Source organism: Cupriavidus basilensis OR16 (genome assembly GCF_000243095.1).
GTDB classification, from domain to species: Bacteria; Pseudomonadota; Gammaproteobacteria; order Burkholderiales; family Burkholderiaceae; genus Cupriavidus; species Cupriavidus basilensis_D.
The window spans coordinates 14,442-38,924 of the sequence record NZ_AHJE01000101.1 but is presented as its reverse complement, the minus strand read 5'-3'; the positions used below and the strand labels follow the sequence as shown (position 1 = coordinate 38,924).

General features: G+C 67.0%; 20 protein-coding genes and 2 pseudogenes. 13 read left to right on the top strand and 9 right to left on the bottom strand.

Annotated elements, in window-relative coordinates:
* Positions 1 to 288 precede the first annotated feature (288 nt).
* The 3 genes from OR16_RS31000 to OR16_RS30990 all read left to right on the top strand — a co-directional run bounded on the left by OR16_RS31000 (position 289) and on the right by OR16_RS30990 (position 3,297).
* A complete protein-coding gene (locus OR16_RS31000) occupies positions 289 to 1,410 on the top strand; it encodes a saccharopine dehydrogenase C-terminal domain-containing protein (protein WP_050983161.1) in 1,122 nt (373 codons plus the stop codon).
* Entirely contained in the window at positions 1,407 to 2,927 is a 1,521-nt protein-coding gene (locus OR16_RS30995; protein ID WP_006162614.1) for an aldehyde dehydrogenase family protein, read from the top strand. Before OR16_RS31000 ends, OR16_RS30995 begins: the two co-directional genes overlap by 4 nt.
* Before the next feature lie 142 nt (positions 2,928 to 3,069).
* Positions 3,070 to 3,297, top strand: a complete 228-nt coding sequence (locus OR16_RS30990) for a hypothetical protein (RefSeq protein ID WP_043421871.1) — start codon at positions 3,070 to 3,072, stop codon at positions 3,295 to 3,297.
* 44 nt (positions 3,298 to 3,341) lie between these two features.
* Here OR16_RS30990 and OR16_RS30985 read toward each other — a convergent pair whose 3' ends face one another.
* From OR16_RS30985 to OR16_RS30955, 7 genes are all read right to left on the bottom strand, one after another.
* On the bottom strand, positions 3,342 to 3,956 hold the full coding sequence (locus tag OR16_RS30985) for a UbiX family flavin prenyltransferase (protein WP_006162612.1): 615 nt from the start codon (positions 3,954 to 3,956) through the stop codon (positions 3,342 to 3,344).
* 7 nt (positions 3,957 to 3,963) lie between these two features.
* The gene (gene grxD, locus OR16_RS30980; protein ID WP_006162611.1) at positions 3,964 to 4,275 is read right to left on the bottom strand and encodes a Grx4 family monothiol glutaredoxin; all 312 of its coding nucleotides are present in this window, start codon (positions 4,273 to 4,275) and stop codon (positions 3,964 to 3,966) included.
* A 129-nt stretch (positions 4,276 to 4,404) separates the two neighbouring features.
* Positions 4,405 to 5,343: a peptide chain release factor N(5)-glutamine methyltransferase gene (prmC, locus tag OR16_RS30975; protein WP_006162610.1), complete on the bottom strand. Its 939-nt coding sequence runs from the start codon at positions 5,341 to 5,343 to the stop codon at positions 4,405 to 4,407.
* A gap of 124 nt (positions 5,344 to 5,467) precedes the next feature.
* Positions 5,468 to 5,794 (bottom strand): hypothetical protein, encoded by a 327-nt coding sequence (locus OR16_RS30970; RefSeq protein ID WP_006162609.1) that lies wholly within the window; start codon positions 5,792 to 5,794, stop codon positions 5,468 to 5,470.
* Positions 5,795 to 6,018: 224 nt separating this feature from the next.
* The gene (gene prfA / locus OR16_RS30965; protein WP_006162608.1) at positions 6,019 to 7,101 is read right to left on the bottom strand and encodes a peptide chain release factor 1; all 1,083 of its coding nucleotides are present in this window, start codon (positions 7,099 to 7,101) and stop codon (positions 6,019 to 6,021) included.
* 125 nt (positions 7,102 to 7,226) lie between these two features.
* Positions 7,227 to 8,531: a glutamyl-tRNA reductase gene (hemA, locus tag OR16_RS30960; protein WP_006162607.1), complete on the bottom strand. Its 1,305-nt coding sequence runs from the start codon at positions 8,529 to 8,531 to the stop codon at positions 7,227 to 7,229.
* A gap of 482 nt (positions 8,532 to 9,013) precedes the next feature.
* On the bottom strand, positions 9,014 to 9,781 hold the full coding sequence (locus OR16_RS30955) for a 5'-methylthioadenosine/adenosylhomocysteine nucleosidase (RefSeq protein WP_006162606.1): 768 nt from the start codon (positions 9,779 to 9,781) through the stop codon (positions 9,014 to 9,016).
* A 158-nt stretch (positions 9,782 to 9,939) separates the two neighbouring features.
* On the opposite strand from OR16_RS30955, the gene OR16_RS30950 reads away from it, so the two are divergent.
* The 5 genes and pseudogenes from OR16_RS30950 to OR16_RS30935 all read left to right on the top strand — a co-directional run bounded on the left by OR16_RS30950 (position 9,940) and on the right by OR16_RS30935 (position 14,135).
* On the top strand, positions 9,940 to 10,995 hold the full coding sequence (locus OR16_RS30950; RefSeq protein WP_006162605.1) for a DUF2157 domain-containing protein: 1,056 nt from the start codon (positions 9,940 to 9,942) through the stop codon (positions 10,993 to 10,995).
* Positions 10,992 to 11,198 (top strand): annotated as a pseudogene (locus OR16_RS47895) (DUF4401 domain-containing protein); the annotation flags it as partial. The gene OR16_RS30950 and the pseudogene OR16_RS47895, both read left to right, overlap by 4 nt.
* A 119-nt stretch (positions 11,199 to 11,317) precedes the next feature.
* Complete coding sequence (locus OR16_RS30945; protein ID WP_006162604.1) at positions 11,318 to 12,112, top strand: DUF4401 domain-containing protein; 795 nt, start codon at positions 11,318 to 11,320, stop codon at positions 12,110 to 12,112.
* Entirely contained in the window at positions 12,109 to 12,609 is a 501-nt protein-coding gene (locus OR16_RS30940) for a GDYXXLXY domain-containing protein (protein ID WP_006162603.1), read from the top strand. The genes OR16_RS30945 and OR16_RS30940 overlap by 4 nt, the downstream gene beginning before the upstream one ends.
* Positions 12,610 to 13,031: 422 nt before the next feature.
* Positions 13,032 to 14,135, top strand: a complete 1,104-nt coding sequence (locus OR16_RS30935) for a porin (RefSeq protein WP_043421869.1) — start codon at positions 13,032 to 13,034, stop codon at positions 14,133 to 14,135.
* A gap of 103 nt (positions 14,136 to 14,238) precedes the next feature.
* Here the strand turns inward: OR16_RS30935 and ychF are convergent, their stop codons facing one another.
* Positions 14,239 to 15,330, bottom strand: a complete 1,092-nt coding sequence (gene ychF, locus OR16_RS30930) for a redox-regulated ATPase YchF (RefSeq protein WP_006162601.1) — start codon at positions 15,328 to 15,330, stop codon at positions 14,239 to 14,241.
* 334 nt (positions 15,331 to 15,664) lie between these two features.
* On the opposite strand from ychF, the pseudogene OR16_RS30925 reads away from it, so the two are divergent.
* The 5 genes and pseudogenes from OR16_RS30925 to OR16_RS30905 all read left to right on the top strand — a co-directional run bounded on the left by OR16_RS30925 (position 15,665) and on the right by OR16_RS30905 (position 23,044).
* Positions 15,665 to 16,857 (top strand): annotated as a pseudogene (locus OR16_RS30925) (UbiH/UbiF family hydroxylase).
* A gap of 71 nt (positions 16,858 to 16,928) precedes the next feature.
* Positions 16,929 to 17,678: a DsbC family protein gene (locus OR16_RS30920; RefSeq protein ID WP_006162599.1), complete on the top strand. Its 750-nt coding sequence runs from the start codon at positions 16,929 to 16,931 to the stop codon at positions 17,676 to 17,678.
* An 88-nt stretch (positions 17,679 to 17,766) separates the two neighbouring features.
* The gene (locus OR16_RS30915; RefSeq protein WP_006162598.1) at positions 17,767 to 18,756 is read left to right on the top strand and encodes an MDR family oxidoreductase; all 990 of its coding nucleotides are present in this window, start codon (positions 17,767 to 17,769) and stop codon (positions 18,754 to 18,756) included.
* Between the two features lie 44 nt (positions 18,757 to 18,800).
* Complete coding sequence (locus OR16_RS30910) at positions 18,801 to 20,534, top strand: M61 family metallopeptidase (protein WP_006162597.1); 1,734 nt, start codon at positions 18,801 to 18,803, stop codon at positions 20,532 to 20,534.
* A 35-nt stretch (positions 20,535 to 20,569) separates the two neighbouring features.
* Positions 20,570 to 23,044 carry an FUSC family protein gene (locus OR16_RS30905; RefSeq protein ID WP_006162596.1) on the top strand — a complete coding sequence of 825 codons (2,475 nt, stop codon included), beginning with the start codon at positions 20,570 to 20,572 and terminating at the stop codon, positions 23,042 to 23,044.
* Between the two features lie 45 nt (positions 23,045 to 23,089).
* On the opposite strand, the gene OR16_RS30900 is transcribed toward OR16_RS30905, so the two are convergent.
* Positions 23,090 to 24,436, bottom strand: coding sequence for a nitrate/sulfonate/bicarbonate ABC transporter ATP-binding protein (locus tag OR16_RS30900; protein ID WP_006162595.1), 1,347 nt, complete (start codon positions 24,434 to 24,436; stop codon positions 23,090 to 23,092).
* Between the last annotated feature and the right edge of the window lie 47 nt (positions 24,437 to 24,483).

The following is a 24,483-nucleotide window of genomic DNA, read 5'->3' as shown; positions in this document are numbered from 1 at the left end:
GGCTGGGGGTCGCGGGCTAGAGGCTGCGGGCAGGTCAAAGGCATGGGGTTCGTCGATTCGACCATTGATGTCGCCGAATCGTTTGATTGTGGGGCCTTTTCGTCAATCTTGTCCCTTCATTCTGACTATGCCCGCAACCATACTTCAGCCATGGCCGCACTCCGCCGAATCACTTCCACGAGGCACATCATGACCCGCATCACGCCAACCGGCCACCTGGACCAGACTGGACAGAACACCCAAGCCAATGCGCCCGCCGCTCCGCCCGCTCAAGCCAGGCAGACGCCGATGCCGGTGGTTGTGCTGGGCGCGGGCAAGATCGGCCGCACCATTGCCGTCATGCTGCATGACAGCGGCGACTACCGCGTGACCCTGGTCGACCGCGAGCCCGCCCATCTCGAAGGCATGCCGGAGGGCATCGCCGTGCGGGTCGGCGACCCGGACCAGACCCAGGATTGCGCGTGGCTGCTTGGCGGCGCGCAGGCCGTGCTCAACGCGCTGCCGTTCCATGCCGCGGTCGGCGTGGCCACGGTGGCGGCCAGCCTCGGCGTGCATTACTTCGACCTGACCGAAGACGTTGCCGCCACCCACGCCATTCGCCGCCTGGCCGAGGGCGCGCGCTCGGTGCTGATGCCGCAATGCGGGCTGGCACCCGGCTTTATCGGTGTGGTCGGCAATGACCTCGCGCAGCGCTTCCTGCGCGGCGGCGGCGAGCTACTCGACCTGAAGATGCGCGTCGGCGCGCTGCCGCGCTACCCGAGCAATGCGCTCAAGTACAACCTGACCTGGAGCACGGAAGGGCTGATCAACGAATACTGCAACCCATGCGAGGCCATCGTCGATGGCCGCAGGGTGGAAGTCCCCGCGCTGGAAGGGCTGGAGAGCTTCGCGCTGGACGGCATCGAGTACGAGGCCTTTAATACTTCAGGAGGGCTCGGCACCTTGCCCGAGACGCTGGCCGGCCGGGCGCGCGACGTGGATTACAAGTCGATCCGCTATCCGGGCCACTGCGCGGTGATGAAGCTGCTGCTCAACGACCTGCGCCTGCGCGAGCGCCGCGACTGGATGCGGGAAATCTTCGAGAGCGCGATTCCCGCCACGCAGCAGGACGTGGTGATCGTGTTCGCCAACGCCACCGGCTATGCCGCCGGCGGCAAGGGCGGGCGCGGTCCGCTGACGCAGGCGTCGTTCTCGGTGCGCATAGGCGGTGCGCAAACGGCGGCCGGCCATGTCAATGCGATCCAGCTCACCACGGCGGCCGGCATCTGCACCGCGCTGGACCTGGTTGCCAGTGGCGAGCTGCCTCAGGCCGGCTTCGTTGCGCAAGAGGCGATGCCACTGGACACTTTCCTGGCCAACCGTTTCGGCCGGCACTACACCCGTCATCCGCTTCAAGAGGCAACGGTATGAAAGCAAAGGAATTCGCGGCCTGCTGGCAGGCCATCGGGCTGACGCCGCCGTGGCGCGACGGCGAAGGCCCCGCCGGCGCCTTGCCGGTGCGCTCGCCGATTGACGGCGAGGCCTTCGGGCACTTGCCCGCCTGCAGCCTCGCCGAGGCCGATGCGCGCATCGAACGCGCCCGCGTGGCGCAAGCCAGCTGGGCGCTGGTGCCCGCGCCGGTGCGCGGCGAGGTGGTGCGGCGCTTTGGCGAAGTGCTGCGCGAACACAAGAAGCATCTCGGCCAGCTGGTGTCACTCGAAGCCGGCAAGATCCTGCAGGAAGGCCTGGGCGAGGTGCAGGAGATGATCGATATCTGCGACTTCGCGGTCGGCCTGTCGCGCCAGCTGCATGGCCTCACCATCGCCTCCGAGCGGCCCCAGCATGCGATGCGCGAGACCTGGCATCCTTATGGCCTATGCGGCGTGATCTCCGCCTTCAACTTCCCCGTGGCGGTCTGGGCCTGGAACGCGGCGCTGGCACTGGTGTGCGGCAACGGGGTCATCTGGAAGCCGTCGGAGAAAACCCCGCTGAGCGCGCTGGCCATGCAGAGCCTGCTCGACGGCGTGCTGGAAATCGCCGCGCCACGGCACGTTGGCATCGCCACCGTGCTCTCTGGCGGGCAGGCGCTGGGCCGGCACCTGGTGGAACACGCCGATGTGCGGCTGGTGAGCGCCACCGGCTCCACCCGCATGGGCCGCGAAGTGGGCATCGCCTGCGCCGAGCGGTTCAAGCGCGCCATCCTGGAGCTCGGCGGCAATAACGCGGCGATCGTCGCGCCCTCGGCCGATCTCGCGCTCGCCATCCGCGCCATGACCTTCTCCGCGGCAGGCACGGCCGGACAGCGCTGCACGTCGCTGCGCCGGGCCTTCGTGCATGTCGATGTGCTGGAGGCCGTCACCACGCGCCTGGTCCAGGTGTTCAGCCACCTGCCGGTAGGCGATCCGTTGGCCGAGACGACGCTGGTCGGCCCGCTGATCGATGGCGCTGCGGGTGCCGCCATGGCGGCCGCGCTGCTCCGGTGCCGCGAGCACGGCAACACCGTGCACGGCGGTGAACGCGTGCTGGCCGAACGGTATCCCAATGCCGAGTACGTGCGGCCCGCGCTGGTACTCACCGATCGCCAGCACGAGATGATGCTGAGTGAAACCTTCGCGCCGATTCTTTATGTGATGCCGTACACCACGCTGGAAGAAGCCATCGCGCTGAACAACGCGTCGGAGCATGGCCTGTCGTCCTGCATCTTCACCGAGTCGCTGCGGGAGGCGGAGCGTTTCATGTCGGCAACCGGCAGCGATTGCGGCATTGCCAATGTGAACATCGGCACCAGCGGGGCAGAGATTGGTGGCGCGTTCGGTGGTGAGAAGGCGACTGGCGGCGGGCGCGAATCCGGCTCGGATGCCTGGAAGGGGTATATGCGGCGCGCTACCAATACCGTGAACTATGGGGATGCGCTGCCGTTGGCGCAGGGGGTCCGGTTTGACGTCTGAGGTTTGAAGTTTCGGATTCGAGGCATTTACGTTCATCCAAACGTTGCGATTCGTAACAAGGGTTACAGCAGGTTGACCCTGTATTACTAAACCGCCCCGTATAACGTTCTTATGGCTAGACAAGCCACACAAGGACGATGAAATGAAAACGTTGATGATGGGACTCGCGGTGGCTGGCGCCGCCATGCTTGGCGGTTGCGCGGTCTACCCGGCTTATCCCGGCTATGGCTATGGGGGCGGCGAGGTCGCGGTGGCGCCGGCGCCGGTCTATGCCGCGCCGTCGGTGGTGGTGGCCCCTGGGTTTTACGGTGGCTACTATGGCTATCGCGGCGGCTACTACGGCGGCCGCCGCTATCGCTACTGGCATTGAAGCGAGCGCGCTAGCACGGGATTGAACCAGGTAAAACGCGTGTATCAGGCCTGGCCGTTGAGCCCGGCCCAGCTCGGTGCCAGCGTTTGCGGCACGTCGATCAGGTCCAGCACGCGGCCAACCGTATGGTCGACCAGCTCCGCCACGCTCTGCGGCTTCTGGTAGAAGCCGGGCTGGTAGAAGCCGGGGACCGGGGGAAAGATGATGCCGCCCATCTCGGTGACGGCGGTCATATTGCGCAGGTGCGCGAGGTTCAACGGCGTTTCGCGCACCATCAGCACCAGCTTGCGGCGCTCCTTGAGCGTGACATCCGCGGCGCGGGTGATGAGGTTGTCGGACAGGCCATGGGCCACCGCCGCGAGCGTGCGCATGGAGCAGGGCGCTACCACCATCGCATGGGCCGCAAACGAGCCGCTGGCAATGGTGGCGCCGATATCGCGCACGTTGTGGACCACGTGGGCAAAGGCTTCCACCTCGGCCTTGCTGATGTCGAGTTCGTGCTGCAGGTTCATCACGCCCGCCGCCGAGATCAGCAGATGGGCCTCCACGCCAGGCGCGGCGCCTAGTATCTGTACCAGGCGGACCCCATAGACCGCGCCGGTGGCGCCGGTGATCGCGACGACGATGCGCCGCGGCTTGCCGTCACCCGCTGCGGTCATGTCGCGCTCAGGCCTTGAGCAGCGATTGCAATTCGCCGTTCTGGTACATCTCCATCATGATGTCCGAGCCGCCGATGAACTCGCCGTTCACGTAGAGTTGCGGAATGGTCGGCCAGTTGGCGTAGGTCTTGATGCCCTGGCGGATGCCATCGTCTTCCAGCACGTTGACCGTGGTCGGTGCGTCGACGCCGCAGGCCTTCAGGATCTGGATGGCACGGCCGGAAAAGCCGCACATCGGGAACTGGGCGGTGCCCTTCATGAACAGGACCACCGGGCTGCCCTTGACGATCTGGTCGATCTTTTGCTGCGCGTCACTCATGATGTCTCTTTTCAGTTGCTCGCGGTGCCGGTACAGCCGGCGCCACTATCGGGAAATCGGAGGGCGCGCGTGATGTGCGCGCCTTGAAAGCATTCAAGCGGTCGATTTTACCGGAATCGGCCGCTTGCTTCAGGCGGCCGCCCCGGCCAGCGTTTGCAGGCGAGCGCCGCTGCAGCGCTCATGGCCGGCCAGGTCGCGCGCGGTAAAGATCTCGGCCATGCCGGCGGCGGCCAGCAGGTCGCGGGCAGCCTGGCCCTGGTCATAGCCATGCTCCATCAGCAGCCAGCCACCCTCGCGCAGGCGCGCGGCGGCCCCGGCCACGATGGCGGCGAGGTCCGACAAGCCGTCGCCGTGATCGGTCAGCGCGTCGATCGGCTCGAAGCGCAGGTCGCCCTGGCCCAGGTGCGGGTCTCCTGCGGCAATATAGGGCGGATTGCTCACGATCAGGTCAAAGCACAGGCCAGCGGGCAGCGCGGCGTACCAGTCGGAGGCAAGAAAGCGCACATTGCCGGCGCCAAGCGCACGCGCGTTGCCTTGCGCCACTTGCAGCGCGCCCGCCGAGATATCGGTGGCCCAGACCTCGGCGTCCGGCCGCTCGCAGGCCAGCGTGATGGCGAGCGCGCCGGAGCCGGTGCCCATGTCCAGCACGCGCGGGGCCGCCAGCGGCGCCAGCAGCTTCAAGGCGGCTTCCACGGCAATCTCCGTGTCCGGGCGCGGAATCAGCACATCAGGGGTGACGCGGAAGGCGCGCCCGAAGAACTCCCGTTCACCCAGCAAGTAGGCCACTGGCTCGCCGGCCAGGCGGCGCCCCAGCAAGGCGGCAACGCTGTCGCGCTGGGCCGGGGCAAGCGTCTCGCCGTCGCGCGTGATCAGTTGGGTGCGGGTGAGCCCGGTGACATGGCTCAACAGCAGGCGCGCCTCCAGCGCAGGCAAGCCGGCTGCCGCAGCCAGGGCCAGGGCTTCGCGGACCGTGGCCGTCTCAGGCAGTGAAACCGGCGTGGCGGCGTTGGCGCCGGGGGAGGAAGCGATGGGCGCGGCGGCCGCGCTGGTGGACGTGTGGCTGGGCATGGAGAAAGCAAAAATACAAAACCCCGTCGGGAGGTGCCCTGACGGGGTTTGCAGTGTAACGCGCTTGCCCGGGCGGCGGTGCCGGCGCGCGGTGCGCCAGCCCCTCGCAGCCGTGGCGTGCGGATTACTTGTTGACGGCGTCCTTGGCCTTGTCCGCGCTGGCGTTGACTGCGTCCTTGGCGGCGCCCTTAGCCTTTTCCATGGCATTGCCAGCCTCGGCCTTGGCCTTGTCGGCGGCGGCGGAAACGTCGGAGGCAGCGCTGCTGGCAGCAGCCTTGGCGGCATCGGCGGCATTGCTGGCGGCGGATGCGGCGTCGCTGGCGGCGGCCTTGGCGGATTCGGCGGCGCTCTGCATGGCGCTGTCCGCGCTCGGCGTGGCGGGGGCTTCTTCCTTCTTGCTGCAGGCAGCCATGGCGGCGGTGATCATCAACAGCGCGAGCAATTTCTTCATGATTTCGTCCTTTCGTCCGTTTTCGAGTGGCGACACGCCGACCTCTGGATGGTGGCTCAGTCGAAAACGATTATAGACAGCGAAAAATGACGCGCCAGTGCTGTTGCAAGCATTTACAACAGATACAAAGGTTTTCGTTCAAGAATCGCGATTTATGCAGTGCGATCCATAGATTTGCCTTAATGACCGGTAATTCGTCGCAATAACCTGCTATTGCGGAGCGATTAATGCCCGTCGCCCAGCGCCGCCAGTTGATCCGCCTGGTGTTCCGCGGACAGGGCGGACAGGAGTTCGTCGAGATCGCCGTCCATGATCATGTCGATCTTGTAGAGCGTCAGGTTGATGCGGTGATCCGTCACGCGCCCCTGCGGGAAATTGTAGGTGCGGATGCGATCACTTCTGTCGCCGGTGCCGATCAGGTTGCGCCGGGTGCTGGCCTCTTTCGCCTGCGCCGCGCGCAGCTTCGCGTCCATCAGCCGGGCCGCCAGGACCTTCATGGCCTTGTCCTTGTTGCGGTGCTGGCTACGGTCATCCTGGCACTCCACTACGATGCCGGTGGGCAGGTGGGTAAGGCGCACGGCCGAATCGGTCTTGTTCACGTGCTGGCCGCCGGCGCCGGAGGCGCGGAAGGTATCCACACGCAAGTCGGACGGATTGATCTCCACCTCGGTCACCTCGTCGGCCTCGGGCATGACCGCCACGGTACAGGCCGAAGTGTGGATGCGCCCCTGGGCCTCGGTGGCCGGCACGCGCTGCACGCGATGGCCGCCGGATTCGAACTTCAGCCTGGAAAAGGCCGCATCGCCGGCGATCCGGATAATCACTTCCTTGTAGCCGCCCAGGTCGGACGCCGATTCGCTCATCACCTCCACCTGCCAGCGCTGGCGCTCGGCGTAGCGCGTGTACATCCGCAGCAAATTGGCGGCGAACAGCGCGCTTTCCTCGCCGCCGGCACCCGCGCGGATTTCCAGCAGCAGGTTGCGGTCGTCGTTGGGATCCTTGGGCAGCAGCAGTTTCTGCAGGCTGCCTTCCAGCATTTCCAGCCGCTCGCGGGCCGTGGTGATCTCATCGGCCGCGAACTCCTTCATCTCGGGATCGTCCAGCAGCGCTTGCGCGGTGGCCAAGTCTTCCTGTGCCTGGCAGTACTGCGCATATTGCTCGGCCACAGGCGTCAGTTCGGCGTGTTCACGCGTGAGCTTGCGGTACTGGTCGATCTTGGCGGTGGCATCTTCGCGCGCAAGCAGGGCGTTGACTTCGTCGAGTCGCTCGGACAATTGGTCGAGCTTGGCAAGCATGCTGGCTTTCATGGAAATCCGATGGGGCGCGGTGAAACGGGTGGAGACGGATGTAGCTGCTGGGATGCGTGCGGGCCAATGGCCGCAGGCAGCAAGGCTGGCCGCGCGCAGGACACGCACGGCCGAGGTGAGCGCGGCTAGCGCTCGGAGTGGCTGCTGTGGCGGAACAGGCCCGGCACCAGGCGCAGCAAGGTCTCGCGGTCGTCGCCCTGGGTGTGGTTCAGGGCGTGGGTCGGGCCGTGCAGGAATTTGCGGGTGAGCGCGCCGGACAGGGCTTCGAGCACGGCTTGCGGGTCGTCGCCGCGCGCCAGCATGCGGCGCGCGCGCTCCAGCTCGGCCTGGCGCATGGCCTCGCCCTGCACCTGCAGTTCGCGGATGACCGGCACCACGCTGCGGGTTTCCAGCCAGTGCATGAAATTCTGCACGCGGCTTTCGATAATGGCTTCCGCCTGGGCCACGGCGGCCTGGCGCATGGCATTGCCCTCGCGCACGATGGCGCCGAGGTCGTCCACGGTGTACAGGAAGACGTCATCCAGGCGGGCGACTTCGGGCTCCACGTCGCGCGGCACGGCCAGGTCCACCATCATGATGGGGCGGTGGCGGCGCAGCTTGACGGCACGCTCCACCGCGCCCAGCCCGATGATGGGCAGGGAGCTGGCGGTGCACGACACCACGATGTCGAACTCATGCAGCCGCGCGCCCAGGTCCGACAGGCGGATGGCCTCGGTGGTCAGGCCCTGGCCGGCCAGCTGCTCGGCCAGCCGTTCGCCGCGTTCCACGGTGCGGTTGGCCACCACGATCTGGCGCGGCGTTTGCGCCGCGAAGTGCGTGGCGCACAGCTCGATCATCTCGCCCGCGCCGATGAACAGCACGCGCTGGGTCGTGACGCTTTCAAAAATCCGCTGGGCCAGGCGCACTGCGGCGGCGGCCATGGATACCGAATGCGCGCCGATCTCGGTCTGGCCGCGGACTTCCTTGGCCACCGCGAACGTGCGCTGGAACAATTGGTTCAGGTAGGTGCCAAGCGCGCCGGCTTCACCGGCGGTGCGCACCGCATCCTTCAACTGGCCCAGGATCTGGGTTTCGCCCAGCACCATCGAATCCAGCCCGCTGGCCACGCGGAACGCATGGCGCACGGCTTCGGACTGCGGCAACGAATACAGGTGGGGAGCGAGCTCGCCGGCGGGCACGTTATGGTGCTGCGCCAGCCAGCGCAGCGTGTGCTCGAAGCCTTCCGAACCCGACAACAGCACATCGGTGGCGCAGTAGATCTCGGTGCGGTTGCAAGTGGAAAGGATGGCGGCTTCGGTGCCGTTCTTGCCCGCCAAGTGGGTGCGCAAGGCGCCCAGGGCGGGTTTGATCTGCTCAAGCGGAAACGCCACTCGCTCGCGCAGCGAGACGGGTGCCGTGGTGTGATTGATACCGATCGCGAGCAGTTGCATGGTGGGGAGCATGTCTCTCTGGCCGGGCTCCGGGCAGCGGCCTTGCAGGCAGCAGCGCGGGAGTCAGGTGCAATCCGGGCATGAATTCAAGCGCGGATTCCGGCGCAAAGCGCCGCCGAACCGGGCTACATTATAGCGCCCGGCGCGGATCTTGCCCGAGCGCGGTCGGGTTTACCGTATTGTTACGGCCGCGCGCGGCGCCCGGCGGGCCTCCCCGGGGCAGCGCGCCATATTCATGAATTTGGGAGAAAGTGATGTTGGGTACGCTGGTGGTGGGGGTGCTGGTTGGGCTGGCCGCGCGGTGGCTGCACCCCGTGGGCCGCGTCAGCCTGCTGGCCGCGGTGGTGTTCGGCGCGCTGGGCGCGCTGGCCGCGTTCTACGGCGGCCGTGGGCTGCACTGGTTTGCCGACGGGCAGATGGCGGATGCCTCTCAACCTCGAATTAACGCAGAACCAGGCTTAAGCCAGGTTACCCGCGCCAGGTTACCCGCGCTGCTCCAGAAACCGCCTCAAAACCCCACTCGAATAATGGCTGGCCACGTCGGTCAGGAACGCCGCAAAATCCACGTGCGCGGTATCGTCGGCCCGATCCGATAGCGTGCGCATCACCGCATGCCGCACGCCATATTCATGGCAAACCTGCGCCACTGCGGCGCCTTCCATTTCCACCGCCAGCACGCCGGGCAAGCGCTCGCGCAATTCGGCCGCGGCGCCGGGCGAGCCGATGAACTGGTCGCCGCTGGCGATCATTCCCACATGCAGCCTGGGCGCGCTGACCCCGAAGCGCGCCAGCACGCCGGCCGGCACGGAGCTCGGCAGGTCATCCCGCAGGTAGCCTGCCACGGCCTCGCGCAGTGCGGCGGTAAGCGTCGGATCAGTGGGGAATTCGGCGCGCTCCAGCAGCGGCACCTCATGCCGGGCAAAAAACGGCCGCGCGTCCAGGTCATGCTGCAGCGTGCGGTCCGCCACCACCACGTCCCCGACCCGCGTCTCGGCCCCGATGCCGCCGGCCAGGCCGGTGAAGACAATGTCATCCACACCGAACTCGCGCACCAGGGTGACCGTGGTGGCCGCCGCCGCCACCTTGCCCATGCGCGCGAGCACCAGCACGCAGCGCTGGCCGTAGAGATGGCCGACGTGATAGTCGCGCATGCCGATGCGCTGCACGGTGGCGCGAGCATCATCGTGGCGCATGGCGGCGATCAGGCCATCGACTTCATCGTGGATGGCGGCGAGGATACCGAGGGTCATGGCAAGGCGTGGCTGGATTGGAGAAACGCACAGCATACCGGGCCGGGACAAGGCGGCAAAGCAGCGCTCGCGCATGCCGTTCGCGCACGCAAGGAAAGCTGCGCAGATGGCGGCACCTTTGCTACAGTGCGCTGGCGTATCCATCACATGGGGCAAAGATGCAGGCAACCACAACGCAGGGCTTTCAAGACCGGCGGGCAGCGCGCCAGGCGCTGGCGGACTGGCGTGAGCAGGGCGTGCTCGGCGCCGGCGGCGTGGCCGCCGGCTGGCCGGGGACCGAACCCGACGCGGCGCAGTGGCGGACCTGGCTCGATCGCACCTTGTTGATGCTGGGCGCGGCGTTGCTGTGCGCCGGCGTGATCGTGTTCTTCGCCTTCAACTGGCAGGATCTGCACAAGTTCGCCAAGTTTGGCCTGCTGGCCGGCGCGCTGACGCTGCTGGCGGGTTTCGCCTGGCTGCGCGCGCCGGCTGATATGGCGGGGCTGGCGGCGCTCTGCGGCGCCCAGGTGGTGGCCGGCGTGCTGCTGGCCGTGATCGGGCAGGTGTACCAGACTGGCGCCGACGCGTGGCAGCTATTCGCCCTGTGGGCGCTGCTGGCGATCCCGTGGGCGCTGGCCGCGCGCGCGGCGCCGCACTGGTGGGTGGTGATCGTGCTGGCCAATGTGGCGCTGCTGCGGTATTTCAGCGTGCGTCTTGGCGTGGGCGGTATGTTCGACCTGCTGTTTGGCGCCGCAGGCGAATGGGCCACCACGCTCTCGTTGCTGGTGGCCACGCTGGTGCAACTGGCGCTGTGGTTCGCGCTGCGCGCAGTGGCGCCGGCCTACGGCTTTCGCGGGCTGGCCGGCGCGCGCATCCTCGCCACGCTGGCGTGCGCCTACGCCGGCTGGCTCGGCCTTGCCAGCATCCTGCACAACCGCTTCGACGCTGCCATGTTCGGCGTGGCCATGCTCGCGCTGGGCGGGCTGCTGGCCTGGTTCCGGCTGCGGGCGTTCGATGTGGTGGCGCTCAGCCTGGCCAGCTTCTCGGTCATCGTGTTGCTGGTGACCGGGGTTGCCCGGCTGCTGCTGGAGGGCAACCGGGACACGTTCGGCGCCTTCCTGATCCTCGGGCTGCTGACCGTTGGCCTGTCCGCGGCGGCGGCGGCCTGGCTGCTGCGCGCCTATCGACACCACGGGCAAGCCCAAAGCGGCACGCCCACCGGAGAGCCGGCATGACCAGCGACCGTCTTGCAGTACAAAGGTTATGGCAGGACCTGGCCGCGCGCGGCCTCGTGCAAGGGCAGCCGCAGCAAGCGCAAGCGCGCACGCCATGGGCTGTGAGGCTGCTGATGGGCTTCGCGGGCTGGCTCGGCGCCGTGTTCTTCCTCGCCTTCCTGCTCGGCTCCGTCTTTGTGGCCACGCGCGACAACGCCACGGCAATGGCGCTCTGCGGCGCCGCCATGATCGCGCTGGCCGCGGTGCTGTACCGGCGCCGCGCGGGGCCACCGCGCTCGGGCAATTCGCGCTGGCCGTCAGCCTCAGCGGCCAGGGCCTGCTCGTGTACGGCGCGAGCCAGGCCTACGGCGGCAGCCGCCTGCTCGAATCGGCCACCTTCTGGGGCGCGCTCGCGCTGCTGGAGGCGGTGCTCTATGTGCTGGTCGGCAACCGGCTCCATCGCTTCCTGGCAGCGCTGGGCGTATGGACCGGCGTGGCCCTGGCGCTCCACCTGGCCATGACGCCGGGCCTGCGCCACGTCTGGCAAGCCATGAGTTTTTCGCTCGGCTGGCTCGCACCGTTCGCCATGACCCTGCTCACCGGTTTCGTCCTTGCGGAGGGGCGGCTCTGCGCCGCTGGGCTGCACAACTGGATCGAGCCGGCGGCGGATGCCACGCTGCTGTTCGCACTGGGCGCGGCCCTGGTGGTGACCGGCCTCAGCCAGCCCCAGGCACTGCTGTTCGATGCCGACACCGGCCGCCACGCCGGCAACTACTGGATGGCCGGCGCGTTGTTCGGCGCAGTGCTCGCCACGTTTGTCCTTGCCGAAGCAGGCCGGCTGCAGTTAAGCCCGGCGGTGCGGGGCACCGCGCTGGTCGGCGCGGCGCTGTTCAGCGGCCTGCTCGCCGGTGCGCCAGCGGTAGTCGCCGCCGCCCTCGCGCTCGGCCTGGCCCTGCGCCGCGGCTCGCTGCCCTGGCTGGGCCTGGCCGTCGCCGCGCTCGGCTGCGGCTTCATCTGGTACTACAGCGCGCTGCACTGGACGCTGCTGATCAAGTCCGCCACGCTCGCCGGCGCCGGCATCGCCGTGCTCCTGCTGCGCCTGGCGCTGCAGCGCGATAGCGCAAGGAGGCAAACATGAAACGCTGGATATTGTTGGCATGGGTGCTCACGCTCGGGCTGGCCGCCTTCGCCATCACCGGCAAGGAACGGCTGCTGGCGCACGGTGACACCGTCTACCTGCGCCTGGCGCCAGTCGATCCGCGCTCGCTCATGCAAGGTGACTACATGGCTCTCAACTTTGCCATCGCCGACGCCATCCGCGAGGCGCATCGCCGGCAAGGCATCGAGCCCGCGCGCGAGCAAGTGGCCGTGATCCGCCGCGACGCACGCGGTGAAGCCACCCTGGTCCGCCTGTACACGGGCGAGGGCCTGGCCAGCGGTGAACAACTGCTGCGCTTCCAGACCGTGCCGTCGCGCTGGGGCCGCACGCAGGCGCAGGTATCTACCGATGCGTACTTCTTCCAGGAAGGGCAGGGGGCAAGGTTCGAGAAGGCGCGCTATGGAGAGTTTCGCGTGGGGCCGGATGGGCAGGCGCTGCTGGTGGGGCTGCGGGGGGAGGATTTGGGGGCGTTGTGAGTGGGCCAGCCGTGCAACTCTTCTGAGTCTGGAACAAGCCGGTGGCCAGATGATCGTCCACGCCGGTGAGGTTTATTATCGATCACTTTTCCTCGCCTGCCCCTGGCCTGTGACCTGGCCATCTCCGAAGGACCCGAAAATCCCGCGAGTGCCTAAGCCGTTCCATGGTTCGGAGGCCACGGGCGAGGGCCACCCAAAAATCCCAGTGATCGGTGCGCCAAGCGGAGCAATTTTGATTGCTCTGGGTTCGCGCGTTGTTGCCGCATCACAACAAGGCGCTTTCGATGGTTCGCTAACCCACTGTTCGTGAGTATCGTTAACTGGTTGCTGGTACATAGTGCAATATCGACATGGACGGATCGCGTCGGCAAGCCATCGGGATAGTCCAGCGTTTCCAATCATCAGCTAACAGGGAGAGTGTTATGAGGATGAAATGGATTGCTGCCGTCGCTGCATTGGCCGCTGGCGGCGCGTACGCGCAGTCGACCGTGACGCTGTACGGGCTCCTCGACGCGGGCATCGAGTATCAGAATAACCAGCCCGGTGGCGGCCACAGCGTGACCCGCCTGACTTCGGGCAACCTGTCCGGCAGCCGTTGGGGCCTGCGTGGCGTGGAAGATCTGGGCGGGGGGCTGAAGGGCGTCTTCGTGCTGGAAAGCGGTTTCAACCTCGACACGGGCACCTCGGCCCAAGGTGGCCGTCTGTTCGGTCGTAACGCTTACGTCGGCCTGCAGAACCAGTACGGCGCAGTGACCCTGGGCCGCCAACAGACCCCGCTCTATGATTTCGGTCTGCAGTTCGACCCAATGGCCATTGCCACGAACTACTCGATCATCGGCCAGGATGCGGGGTTTACCAGCCGTGCCGACAACTCGGTCAAGTACGCCGGCACCTTCGGCGGCCTGACCGCCAGGGCCCTGTATAGCTTCGGCGCAAACACCGGTGGTGGCTCTTTTGGTGAAGTCCCGGGTAGCCCCAAGATTGGCCAGGAGCTCAGCGCTGGCCTGACCTATGCCGTCGGTCCGTTAGCCGCCGGGGCGACATACGATGAAACCAACCTCGGCCTGGCCTCGACCGGTGCCCTGACTGGCGCCAAGATCCGTCGCGCCACCGTGGCCGGTTCCTACGTCTTCGGCCCGGCCAAGATGTATGCTGGCTATCGTTGGGCCATGGCGCTCGACGGTGCCACGCTGCCGGGCAACCTCGGGGCTAACAATGTCTCGAACCTGTACTGGCTGGGCGTTGGCTATCAGGTACTGCCTGCGCTATCGCTGACCGGCGCTGCCTACTATCAAGATTTTCGCGGTACCAAGGCCGATCCGTGGAGTTTCGTGGCATCGGTTGACTACACCCTATCCAAGCGTACCGATGCCTACGTGAACCTTGGTTACACCAAGAACAAGGATGGTTCGAACCTGGGCCTGACCTCAGGCGGTACCGGCGCGATCCAAAGCACCGGCTTTGGCACGGTGAGCGGGTCGGACAATCAGTTCGGCGCGGTCGTCGGTATCCGTCATAAATTCTGAAGGGAATCCTGCTGACGCCTCAAGAAACAAGAAAGCCCGCTGGGAAGCGGGCTCCGGGGCAATCGTGAAGTCGGCTGGGGTCTCGTGAACCCCTGCGTACGGCTTAGACGTTGAACAAGAAGTTCATCACGTCGCCATCCTTCACCACATATTCCTTGCCTTCCGCGCGCATCTTCCCGGCTTCCTTCGCGCCTTGCTCACCCTTGTAGGTGATGAAATCCTCATAGGCGATGGTCTGGGCGCGGATGAAGCCGCGTTCGAAGTCGGTGTGGATCACGCCGGCCGCTTGCGGGGCGGTGTCGCCCACGTGGATGGTCCAGGCGCGGACTTCCTTCACGCCGGCGGTGAAGTAGGTCTGCAGGCCGAGCAGGGTGAAGCCGGCACGGATCACGCGGTCCAGGCCGGGTTCTTCCATGCCGAGGTCGGCCAGGAACACGGCCTTGTCTTCGTCGTCGAGGTCGGCGATTTCGGCTTCGATGGCGGCGCAGACGGCCACGACCGGCGACTTGGTCTTGGCGGCGTGGGCGCGCACGGCGTCCAGGTGGGGGTTGTTCTCGAAGCCGTCTTCACGCACGTTGGCCACGTACATGGTGGGCTTGGCGGTGATCAGGCAGAGCGGCTTGATGGCGGCCCATTCTTCGTCGGACAGGTCGAGCGTGCGCACGGCCTTGGCTTCGTTGAGCACGGCCTGGGCCTTGTCCAGCACGGCCACCAGGCGCAGCGCTTCCTTGTCGCCGGCGCGCGCGGGCTTGATGTAGCGGGCGTGGGCCTTCTCGACGGTGGAGAGGTCGGCCAGCGCCAGTTCGGTGTTGATCACCTCGATGTCGGACAGCGGATCGACCTTGCCGGCGACGTGGATCACGTTGTCGTCCTCGAAGCAGCGCACCACGTGGGTGATGGCGTCGGTTTCGCGGATGTTGGCCAGGAACTGGTTGCCCAGGCCTTCACCCTTGGACGCGCCCGCCACCAGGCCGGCGATGTCGACGAATTCGACCACGGCCGGCAGGATGCGCTCGGGCTTGACGACCTCAGCCAGCTTGGCGAGCCTCGTATCCGGCACTTCCACCACACCCACATTGGGCTCGATGGTGCAGAACGGATAGTTCTCGGCGGCGATGCCGGCCTTGGTCAGGGCGTTGAACAGCGTGGACTTGCCGACGTTGGGCAGGCCGACGATGCCGCATTTGAGGCTCATGGTAAACCTTTAAGAATCAATGGGTTGCGGTTCACCCTGGGTGCGTCCCGGCGCACTGGAATGGCGCAGCGATGGGGACGCAGAGGGGAGAGTTCAGCACGAGACAAGTCAGCCAAAGCGGGGCGTTGCTCACCGGTTTTGTGCTGGGGTGCCATCGGAAAGATGGCTATTGTAACCTCGCCGGACGTTGCGCTGAACCGGCTGGCCGCGCCTCCCGCCTGCTGAATTTGTACTCCGCGAGCGCGCGCGGCCCTTTGCCGCAGGCGCCGGGGCGCCGCTTCAAGCGCGCGGGGGCGCACCAAAGCCATCGTGCAGGGGTGGCTATAATCCACACATGACTCGTCCATCTCCCTCCCGTTTCCAGGTTGCCGTGGTTGGCGGCGGTATCGTCGGCAAGGCTTGTGCATTGTTGCTGGCCCAGCAGGGCATGCAGGTGGCGCTGATCGCGCCGCGATCGCCTGCCCCCGCGGCCGCGCCGGAGCCTGGCCAGTGGGACAGCCGCATCGGATGCAGCCGGTGTGCGACATGCGCGTGTTTGGCGATGCCAGCGCGGCGCAGGCGGATGCCTCGGCCGCCGGTGATCTTCATTTCTCGGCCTACGCGGCCACCGTTGCGCAGCTGGCGTGGATCATCGAATCCGGCCATGTGGAGCGTGTGCTCGATACCGCGCTGCGCTTCCAGCACCAGGTGCACTGGCATGACGATACCGCGGCGGCGTTCGCGCGCGACCACGATGGCGTGACGCTGACCCTTGCCGGTGGCGACAAGGTGCGCGCGGCTTGCGTGGTGGGCGCCGACGGCGCGCGCTCGTGGGTGCGCGAGCAATGCCATATTCCTGTCACCAAGCGGCACTATCGCCAGCTTGGCGTCGTGGCTAATTTCGAATGCGAGCTGCCGCACCAGGACACGGCCTGGCAGTGGTTCCTGGGCACGCCGCCCAAGCTGATGGCGGACGAGGAGCCGGCCAACGGCGAGATCCTGGCGCTGCTGCCGTTGCCGGGCCGGCGCGTGTCGATGGTGTGGTCGGCCGACGATGCCCATGCGAGTGAGCTGCTGGCGCTGTCGCCCGAGGCGTTGGCCGATACCGTGATGCAGGCTGCCAGCGGTGCCGTGGGGCGCCAGTTTGGCGCGCTGCGCTGCGTCACGCCCGCGCAGGGCTTCCCCCTGGTGCTGCAGCGCGCCGATCAGTTTGTGCAGCCGCATGTGGCGCTGGTGGGCGACGCCGCGCACGTGGTGCACCCGCTGGCGGGGCAGGGCATGAACCTGGGTTTGCGCGACGTGGCGGAACTTGGCCGCGTGATGGCCGACAAAGAGTCTTTCCGCGCAGAGGGCGACCTGCGCCTGCTGCGACGCTACGAGCGGGCGCGCGCCACCGATCTGTTGTCGCTGACCGCCGCTACCGATGGCCTGCACCGGCTGTTTTCCTTGCCCGGCGGTGTGGCGCGCACAGTGCGTAATACCGGCATGCGGGTCGTGGGCGGGCAGTCGTTGCTTAAGCGTTTTCTTATCGGCCGCGCGCTGGGCTGAGCGCCCAGCCCTTGAACACTGAATGCCGAGCTCGCTCGGGCGAACCGAATCATCGAATTACTGGAGTCATCATGTTGCAATTCCTGCGCCGCCGTCCCGCCCTGTCCGCCACCATCGTCGGCGGCATTGCGGCTGCCGGCTTCGCGCTGCACGCCATGGCGGCGGGCGAGCCCGGCACCGACCGCATCAAGGAATCGATGCAAAAGATGCTGGGCGGACGCGCCGAAGTGAAGAGCGTGGCCAAGACCCCGGTGCCCGGCCTGTTCGAGGTCAATATCGGCGGCCAGGTGGTCTACACCGACGCCACCGGCCGCTACATCATCAACGGCGAGATGGTCGACTCCAAGACCGGCGCCAACCTGACCGAGGAGCGGCTGGCCGATCTCAACCGCATCAAGTGGTCGGACCTGCCGCTGGCGCGCGCGATCAAGTGGAGCAAGGGCGATGGCAGCCGTCAGGTGGCGGTGTTCTCCGACCCCAACTGCGGTTACTGCAAGCGCATCGAGCAGACGTTCCAGCAGATGGACAACATCACGGTCTACACCTTCCTGTACCCGGTACTGTCGCCGGATTCGTCGGTGAAGGCCAAGCAGGTGTGGTGCGCGGCCGATCGCACCAAGGCCTGGCGCGACTGGATGATCAGCCACGTCGCGCTGACCGGCAACGGCAGCTGCAAGACCCCTGTGGATGACAACCTGGCGCTAGGCCAGAGCCTGAACATCACCGGCACCCCGGCCGTGTTCTTCATGGACGGCACCCGCATTCCCGGCGCTGCCGACGCCGCCACGCTCGAGCGCAAGCTCGCCGGCCTCAAGAAGTAAGCACATCGCGCCGGCGGCCTTCCCGGCGCGACGTGCCGGAGCCGTCCGGTCGTCTTTGGTTAGAGATCAAGAACCGGAAGGAGACTCCATGACGTTCCAGGCATTGCTGCTGACCCAGGCCGACGGCGCCACCCAGGCCGCCGTTACCGCGCTCGACGAATCGAGCCTGCCCGCTGAGGGCGATGTGCTGGTGGCGGTCGACTACTCCACCATCAATTTCAAGGACGGGCTGGCCATCACCGGCCGCTCGCCGGTGGTGCGCAAGTGGCCGATGGTGGCGGGCATCGACGGGGCCGGCACGGTGCTGGAATCCACGCATGCGCGCTGGAAGGCCGGCGACAAGGTCGTGCTCAACGGCTATGGCGTGGGCGAGACGCACTGGGGTTGCCTGGCGCAGCGCGCCCGCCTCAAGGGCGACTGGCTGGTGGCGCTGCCCGCTGCGTTTACCACGCAGCAAGCCATGGCGATCGGCACCGCCGGCTATACGGCGATGCTGTCGGTGCTGGCGCTCGAGCGTGCCGGCGTCAAGCCGGGCGATGGCGAGGTGCTGGTGACCGGCGCCTCGGGCGGCGTGGGCTCGGTGGCCATCGCGGTGCTGGGCAAGCTCGGCTATCGCGTGGTGGCGTCCACCGGCAAGACGGCCGAGGCCGATTTCCTCAAGGCCTTGGGCGCGGCGGAGGTGATCGACCGCGCGGAGCTGGGCAAGCCGAACAAGCCGATGCAGAAGGAGCGCTGGGCCGCAGTGGTGGATTCGGTCGGCTCGCACACGCTGGTCAATGCCTGCGCGCAGGTGCGCTACGGCGGCGCGGTAACTGCGTGCGGGCTGGCGCAAGGGCTGGATTTCCCGGCTTCGGTGGCGCCCTTTATCCTGCGTGGCATCACGCTCTACGGCATCGATAGCGTGATGGCCCCGATGGCCTTGCGCGAGCAGGCCTGGCAGCGGCTGTCGCAGGACCTGGAGCCGGATCGCCTGCGCGCGATCACCCGCGAGATCGGCTTGTCGGAGGCGATCGAGGCTGGGCGCAGGATCGTCGACGGTGGCATGCGCGGCCGCGTGGTGGTGAACGTCAACGCCTGAGCCGGCGCGGAGTCCGGGGCGGCCATGGCGCTACAATCACGCTCATGAAGCCGATCCATTACGCCATTGCCCCGCTTCAACCGGAAGCGCACCTGTTCGCCGTCACCGTCACGGTAGACGCCCCCCATCCCGCCGGCCAGCAGTTCTACCTGCCGGCGTGGATTCCCGGCAGCTACATGATCCGTGACTTCGCACGCAATATCGTGCGCATTCGCGCGCAGGCCAGCGGCAAGCCGGTGGCGCTGACCAAGCTGGACAAGCAGAGCTGGCAGGCGGCCCCGGTCGACGGCCCGCTTACGCTTAGCTATGAGGTCTACGCCTGGGACCTGTCGGTGCGCGCCGCGCACCTCGACGCCACCCACGGCTTCTTCAATGGCAGCTCAGTGTTCCTCTGTGCCGATGGGCAGGAGAACCAGCCCTGCACAATCGACATCCATGCACCCGCCGGCGAGGCCTACGCTGGCTGGCGTGTCGCGACCGCCATGCGCGAGGCGCCGGGCCGTGGTGGCGCCAAGCGCTACGGCTTTGGCCGCTATCAGGTTGCCGACTACGACGAGCTGGTCGATCACCCGGTCGAAATGGGCAACTTCACCATGGGCAGCTTCCGTGCCTGCGGTGCCCAGCATGACGTGGTGTTCACGGGCCGCGTGCCGCAGCTCGATCTCGAGCGCGTCTGCCGCGACCTGAAGCAGATCTGCGAAGCGCAGATCCGGCTGTTCGAACCCAAGACCGAGGCCGCGCCTTTCCTCGACAGCAACCGCCGCTACGTGTTCATGACCATGGTCACGACCGACGGCTACGGCGGCCTGGAGCATCGCGCCAGCACCGCGCTGATGTGCGCGCGCGCTGACCTGCCGGCGCGCGGCAAGGAAGAAGCCACCGAGGGCTACCGCACCTTCCTCGGCCTGTGCAGCCACGAGTATTTCCATACCTGGAACGTCAAGCGGATCAAGCCCGCGGCGTTCGTGCCGTACCGGCTGCGCGAGGAAACCTACACGCCGCTGCTGTGGCTGTTCGAGGGTTTCACCAGCTATTACGATGACCTGATGCTGGTGCGCAGCGGCCGCATCACCGAAAAGCAGTACGTGGAATTGCTGGCCAAGACCTGGAACGGTGTGCTGCGCGGCAACGGCCGCACCAAGCAGAGCGTGGCCGCTAGCTCGTTCGATGCCTGGACTAAATACTATCGCCAGGACGAAAACGCGCCCAACGCCATCGTCAGCTACTACACCAAGGGCTCGCTCGTTGCCCTGGCGCTGGATCTCACCATCCGCGCGAAGACCCGCAACCGCCGCTCTCTCGACGACATCATGCGCGCGCTGTGGCAGCGCTACGGCAGCGGCTTCTACGCGCCGGGTGCGCAGCAGCGCGGTGTGACCGAAGCGCAGGTGCACGCCTTGTTCGACGAGGTCAGCGGCCTGCGCCTGGGCGCGCTGCTGCGCTCGCTCACCGAAGGCACCGGCGAGCTGCAGCTCGCCGCGCTCCTCAAGCCCTTCGGCATCAAGGCGGTGACGACCAAGCCGGAGCGCAACGCCACGCTCGCCGGGATCTCGGCGGGCGACCTGCTGGCCGCGGTGGATGGGCTGCGTGTAGCCCCTGGCCAGCTCGACAAGCTGCTGGCGCGCTACCGCGACGGCGATAGCGCCGAGTGTCATGTGTTCCGCCGCGATGAGCTGCATGTGCTGCCGCTGACCTTCGCGCGCGAGCCGGCGATGCAGTACACCGTGACGGCCGAAGGCGGCCGCCAGGCCATGCGTGCACGCTGGCTGGGCCGGTAGGCCGATCAGCCCCCAACGCCGCCGATCGCCACCACATGCAATACGCGCACGACGCCCGCACCTTCGTTTATTCGCATTACGTGTATCGCGGGTTGCGTTCCGCGACCGGGGTGGTCGGCGCCACGCTGATCGCCCTGCAGTTCGCGGACCTGCCCACGGCCATGGTGGTGTCGATGGGCGCGCTGTGCACCAGCCTGATGGACCTGCCCAGCCCGTTCAACCACAAGTTCAACGAGATGCTGGCCAGCGTGCTGCTGTGCACGGCGGTGACCTTGCTGGTGGCCATGGCCACGCCGTTTCCGCGTGTGATGCCGCTGGTGCTGGTGCTGGTGACCTTCCTGGCCGGCATGATGACGGTGTATGGCAACAAGACCTTGCCATTGCAGTTCTCGGCCTTGTTCGTCATGACGCTCACCATCAACGAGGATTTCGTGGTGCGGCGAGCGCTCGAGCATTCCCTGCTGTTCGGCATCGGCGCGGTGGCCTATACGGCGTACGCCATGGCGGTGAGCTGGGCCACGCAGCGGCGCACCAAGCAGCAGGTGCTGGCCGAGTCGCTGTATGAGATGGCCGGGTACCTCGAGATCAAGGCGGGCTTCTACGATGCCGGCAATGACTACGAGGTGCTGTTCAACCAGCTGGTGCGCCAGCAGATCGTGGTGGCGGAGCGCCAGCAGGCCGCGCGTGACCTGGTGCTGCGCGGCAACCGCAATACGCATGACGGGCTGCTGGTGCAGGTCCACATGCGCATGCTGGACCTGTACGAGTACATCCTCTCCACCAATACCGATTACCCGCTGCTGCGCCAGACCTTTGGCAGCACGCCGGTACTCGACCACCTGCGCCGGCTGGTGCAGTTGATGTGCGAGGACGTGGAGGGGATCGCTTACGACATCACCCGCGGCCGGCCTTCCTACGCTTCCGTGGATTACCGGGAGGAGCTGCGCGCCGTCGGGCAAGAGATCGCGCAATTGCGGTACCACCATATCAACCCGGCGGCGATGACGGCGGCGGTGGAAACGCTCGACATGATCAAGGGCGCCATCGTGCTGGTGGAGCAGCTGCACGAGGCATCGCGCACACCGGTGGAGCCCAGCAAGGTGCTGCCCGGGCCAGACATGACGCCGTTCCTGACGCGCCAGCGCTACGAGCTCAAGGTGCTGCGCGAGAACCTGAACTGGAAGTCGCCGGCGTTCCGCTTTGCGCTGCGCATCACCATGGCGGTGGGCGCGGGGCTCTGGATTGCGGAGCACCTGCCGTATGTGTCGCACAGCTACTGGATCCTGCTGACCATCATCGTCATCCTGAAACCCAATTTCAGCATGACCAAGCAGCGCTACAACGACCGCCTGATCGGCACGCTGATCGGCTGCGTGATCGCGGTGGGCGTGCTCAAGGTCGTGCACCAGCCGCTGATCCTGCTGGGCGTGCTGTTCCTGGCGCTGGTGGCCAGCACGGCGTTCTCCACGATCAAGTACCGCTACACGGCTGTCGCCGCCTGCGTGCAGGTGCTGATCCAGATCAACCTGCTGGTGCCGGGCAGCGCCACGGTAGCGGGCGAGCGGCTGATCGATACCGTGATCGGCGGCGTGATCGCCACGGTGTTCAGCTTTGTGCTGCCCAGCTGGGAATATCGCGCGCTGCCCGCGCTGGTGGAAAACGTGCTGCAGGCCAACCGCCGCTATATTGCCGCCACGCGCGACCTGCTGTTGCGCGTGGCCAAGGACGATTTTGCCTACCGGGTGCAGCGCAAGCAGTTCATGGACAGTCTGTCCGCGCTGATCGGGTCGTTCCAGCGCATGCTCGACGAGCCCAAGAGCCGGCAACGCGCGGTGGACAACCTGAACCGCTTCATCGTGCAGAACTACCTGGTGGCCGCGCATGTGGCCGCCGCGCGCATCCAGGTGCGCGAGCATTACGGCGAGCTGGACCTGCCGGCCGCCGAAGCCGCCATCCGCCAGGCCACCGATGCCGCCGCCAACAGCCTGCAACTGGCCAGCGAACGGCTGGCCGAGGATGATCGCGCTGGTGGGCGGGGGGCGGGTTTCATTCGCGCGGTGACGGACCCGGCGAAGGGGAAGGCGCCGGCGAAAGCCATGGAGACGGCAGGCCAGGTGAACGATCGTGTTGAAGCCAGGGCGGCGCTCGCCGTTGGTGTAGCCGATGGCGCCGATGCCGCCGTGGTGTCCGATATCCAGGCCGTGCGCGCCGCCGATGCTGCCATCGCCACGGATGCGCTCGCCGCGCCTGCCGCAGCCGAAGACGCCAGCGAGCGTCGCGCCCGCCTGGCCGACTCGGCCGACCGGCGCCGCGCCGATGTGCTGGTGCAGGCCGCGGCCTCGGGCGAGCTGACCCGGGCTGCCAGCGAGGCCGGCGGCACCGCCAGCACGGCGAGCTCCACGGGGCGCACCGCCAATGCCATCGTGCGCCGCTTGCGCGCGCTGCGCGAGGACACTGCCAAGATCGCCCTGCGTACCGGCGCGATCGGCCGGGCCATGCGAGAGCGCTAGGAACCTGCCAGGAGCCTGGGGAACCAGGCTCCCGGGCCGCGCCAATCAGGACTGCGTGCCCGTGCCTGGCGCCGGCTGCTCCTCGCGGGGCAGCGTCAGCATGCCGCTGTTGTAGCTGTATTCGTACACCTCGCCATAGCGGCCCCATTCGATTCCCAGCGTCAGCACACGCTCGGCTTCGTCCGGCTTGAGGAAGGCTTCGAGCTCGCGCAGCACGTGTTCCTCGCGGATCTCACCGTCCTCGGACTGCTCCAGCTCACGGCGGATATGCGCGGCCAGTGCCACGTGTTGCAGCAATTGCTTGCCGAACAGCACCTTGCGCTCGGGCGGTTCCGTCTCGTAGTACGCGCGGCCCAGGCCGGTGGCGCTGATGTCGCCGCGCTCGATGGTGGCCAATTGCAGCAGGTGCAGCGCTTCGCAGGCCGGGAGCAGGTCATCGTCGGTGAGCCCGGCTTCCTCGGCCAGGTGCGGCAGGTCGGCCCTGCCGAAAAAGGGTGCTTCGCACAGCAGGTCGAGAATGGCCTCCATCTGGCTGATGTCGGCATCCGGCAGGCGGTAGCCGATATCGCGCGCGGCCGCCAGCGCGGTGACGCGCGGGCCCATCGCGGCGGGCGAGGTCATCAGTGTGTAGACCTCGTCGATCAGCCCGCGTACCTGGGAAGAGTCGCGGTTGCGCGGGCGTGGGAACGGGATCTTCACCTCGGCGCGGATACGGCCCGGATCGCTCGACAGGATCACGATGCGATCGGCCATCATCACCGCCTCTTCGATATTGTGCGAGACGATCAGGATGCACTTGATGTTGGTGCGGCCGTCTTCCCACAGGTCGAGCATTTCGTCGCGCAGGGTCTCGCCGGTCAGCACGTCGAGCGCGGAGAAGGCCTCGTCCATCAGCAGCAGGTCGGGCTCGGTCACCAATGCGCGGGCAATGCCCACGCGCTGGCGCATGCCGCCGGAGAGCTCGCGCGGCAGCGCGCTATTGAAGCCCGACAGCCCGATCATGTCGATCGCCGCCTCGGCCCGGCGCGCGCGTTCTTCCTTGTGCACGCCTTGGGCTTCCAGCCCGAGCTCCACGTTTTGCTGCACCGTGAGCCAGGGAAACAGCGCGAACGACTGGAACACCATGGCGATGCCTTCGGCGGTGCCGCGCAGCGGCTGGCCGCGAAAGCGCACCTCGCCGCGATCGGCGCCGACCAGCCCGGCCATGATGCGCAGCAGGGTGGACTTGCCGGAGCCGGACTTGCCCAGCATGGCGACGATCTCGCCGCGCTTGAGGGTCAGGTCCACGCCTTCGAGCACGGCGCGGTCCGAGCGGTCCGCCGTGCGGAAGATCTTCGAGACGCCGTGCAGCTCTACTACGGATTCGGTTGCGTCTGCGGGGGGGCTTGCCATGATGGAATTCCGTTCAGATTCAGGGCTTCAAATGGGTGGCGTTTGGC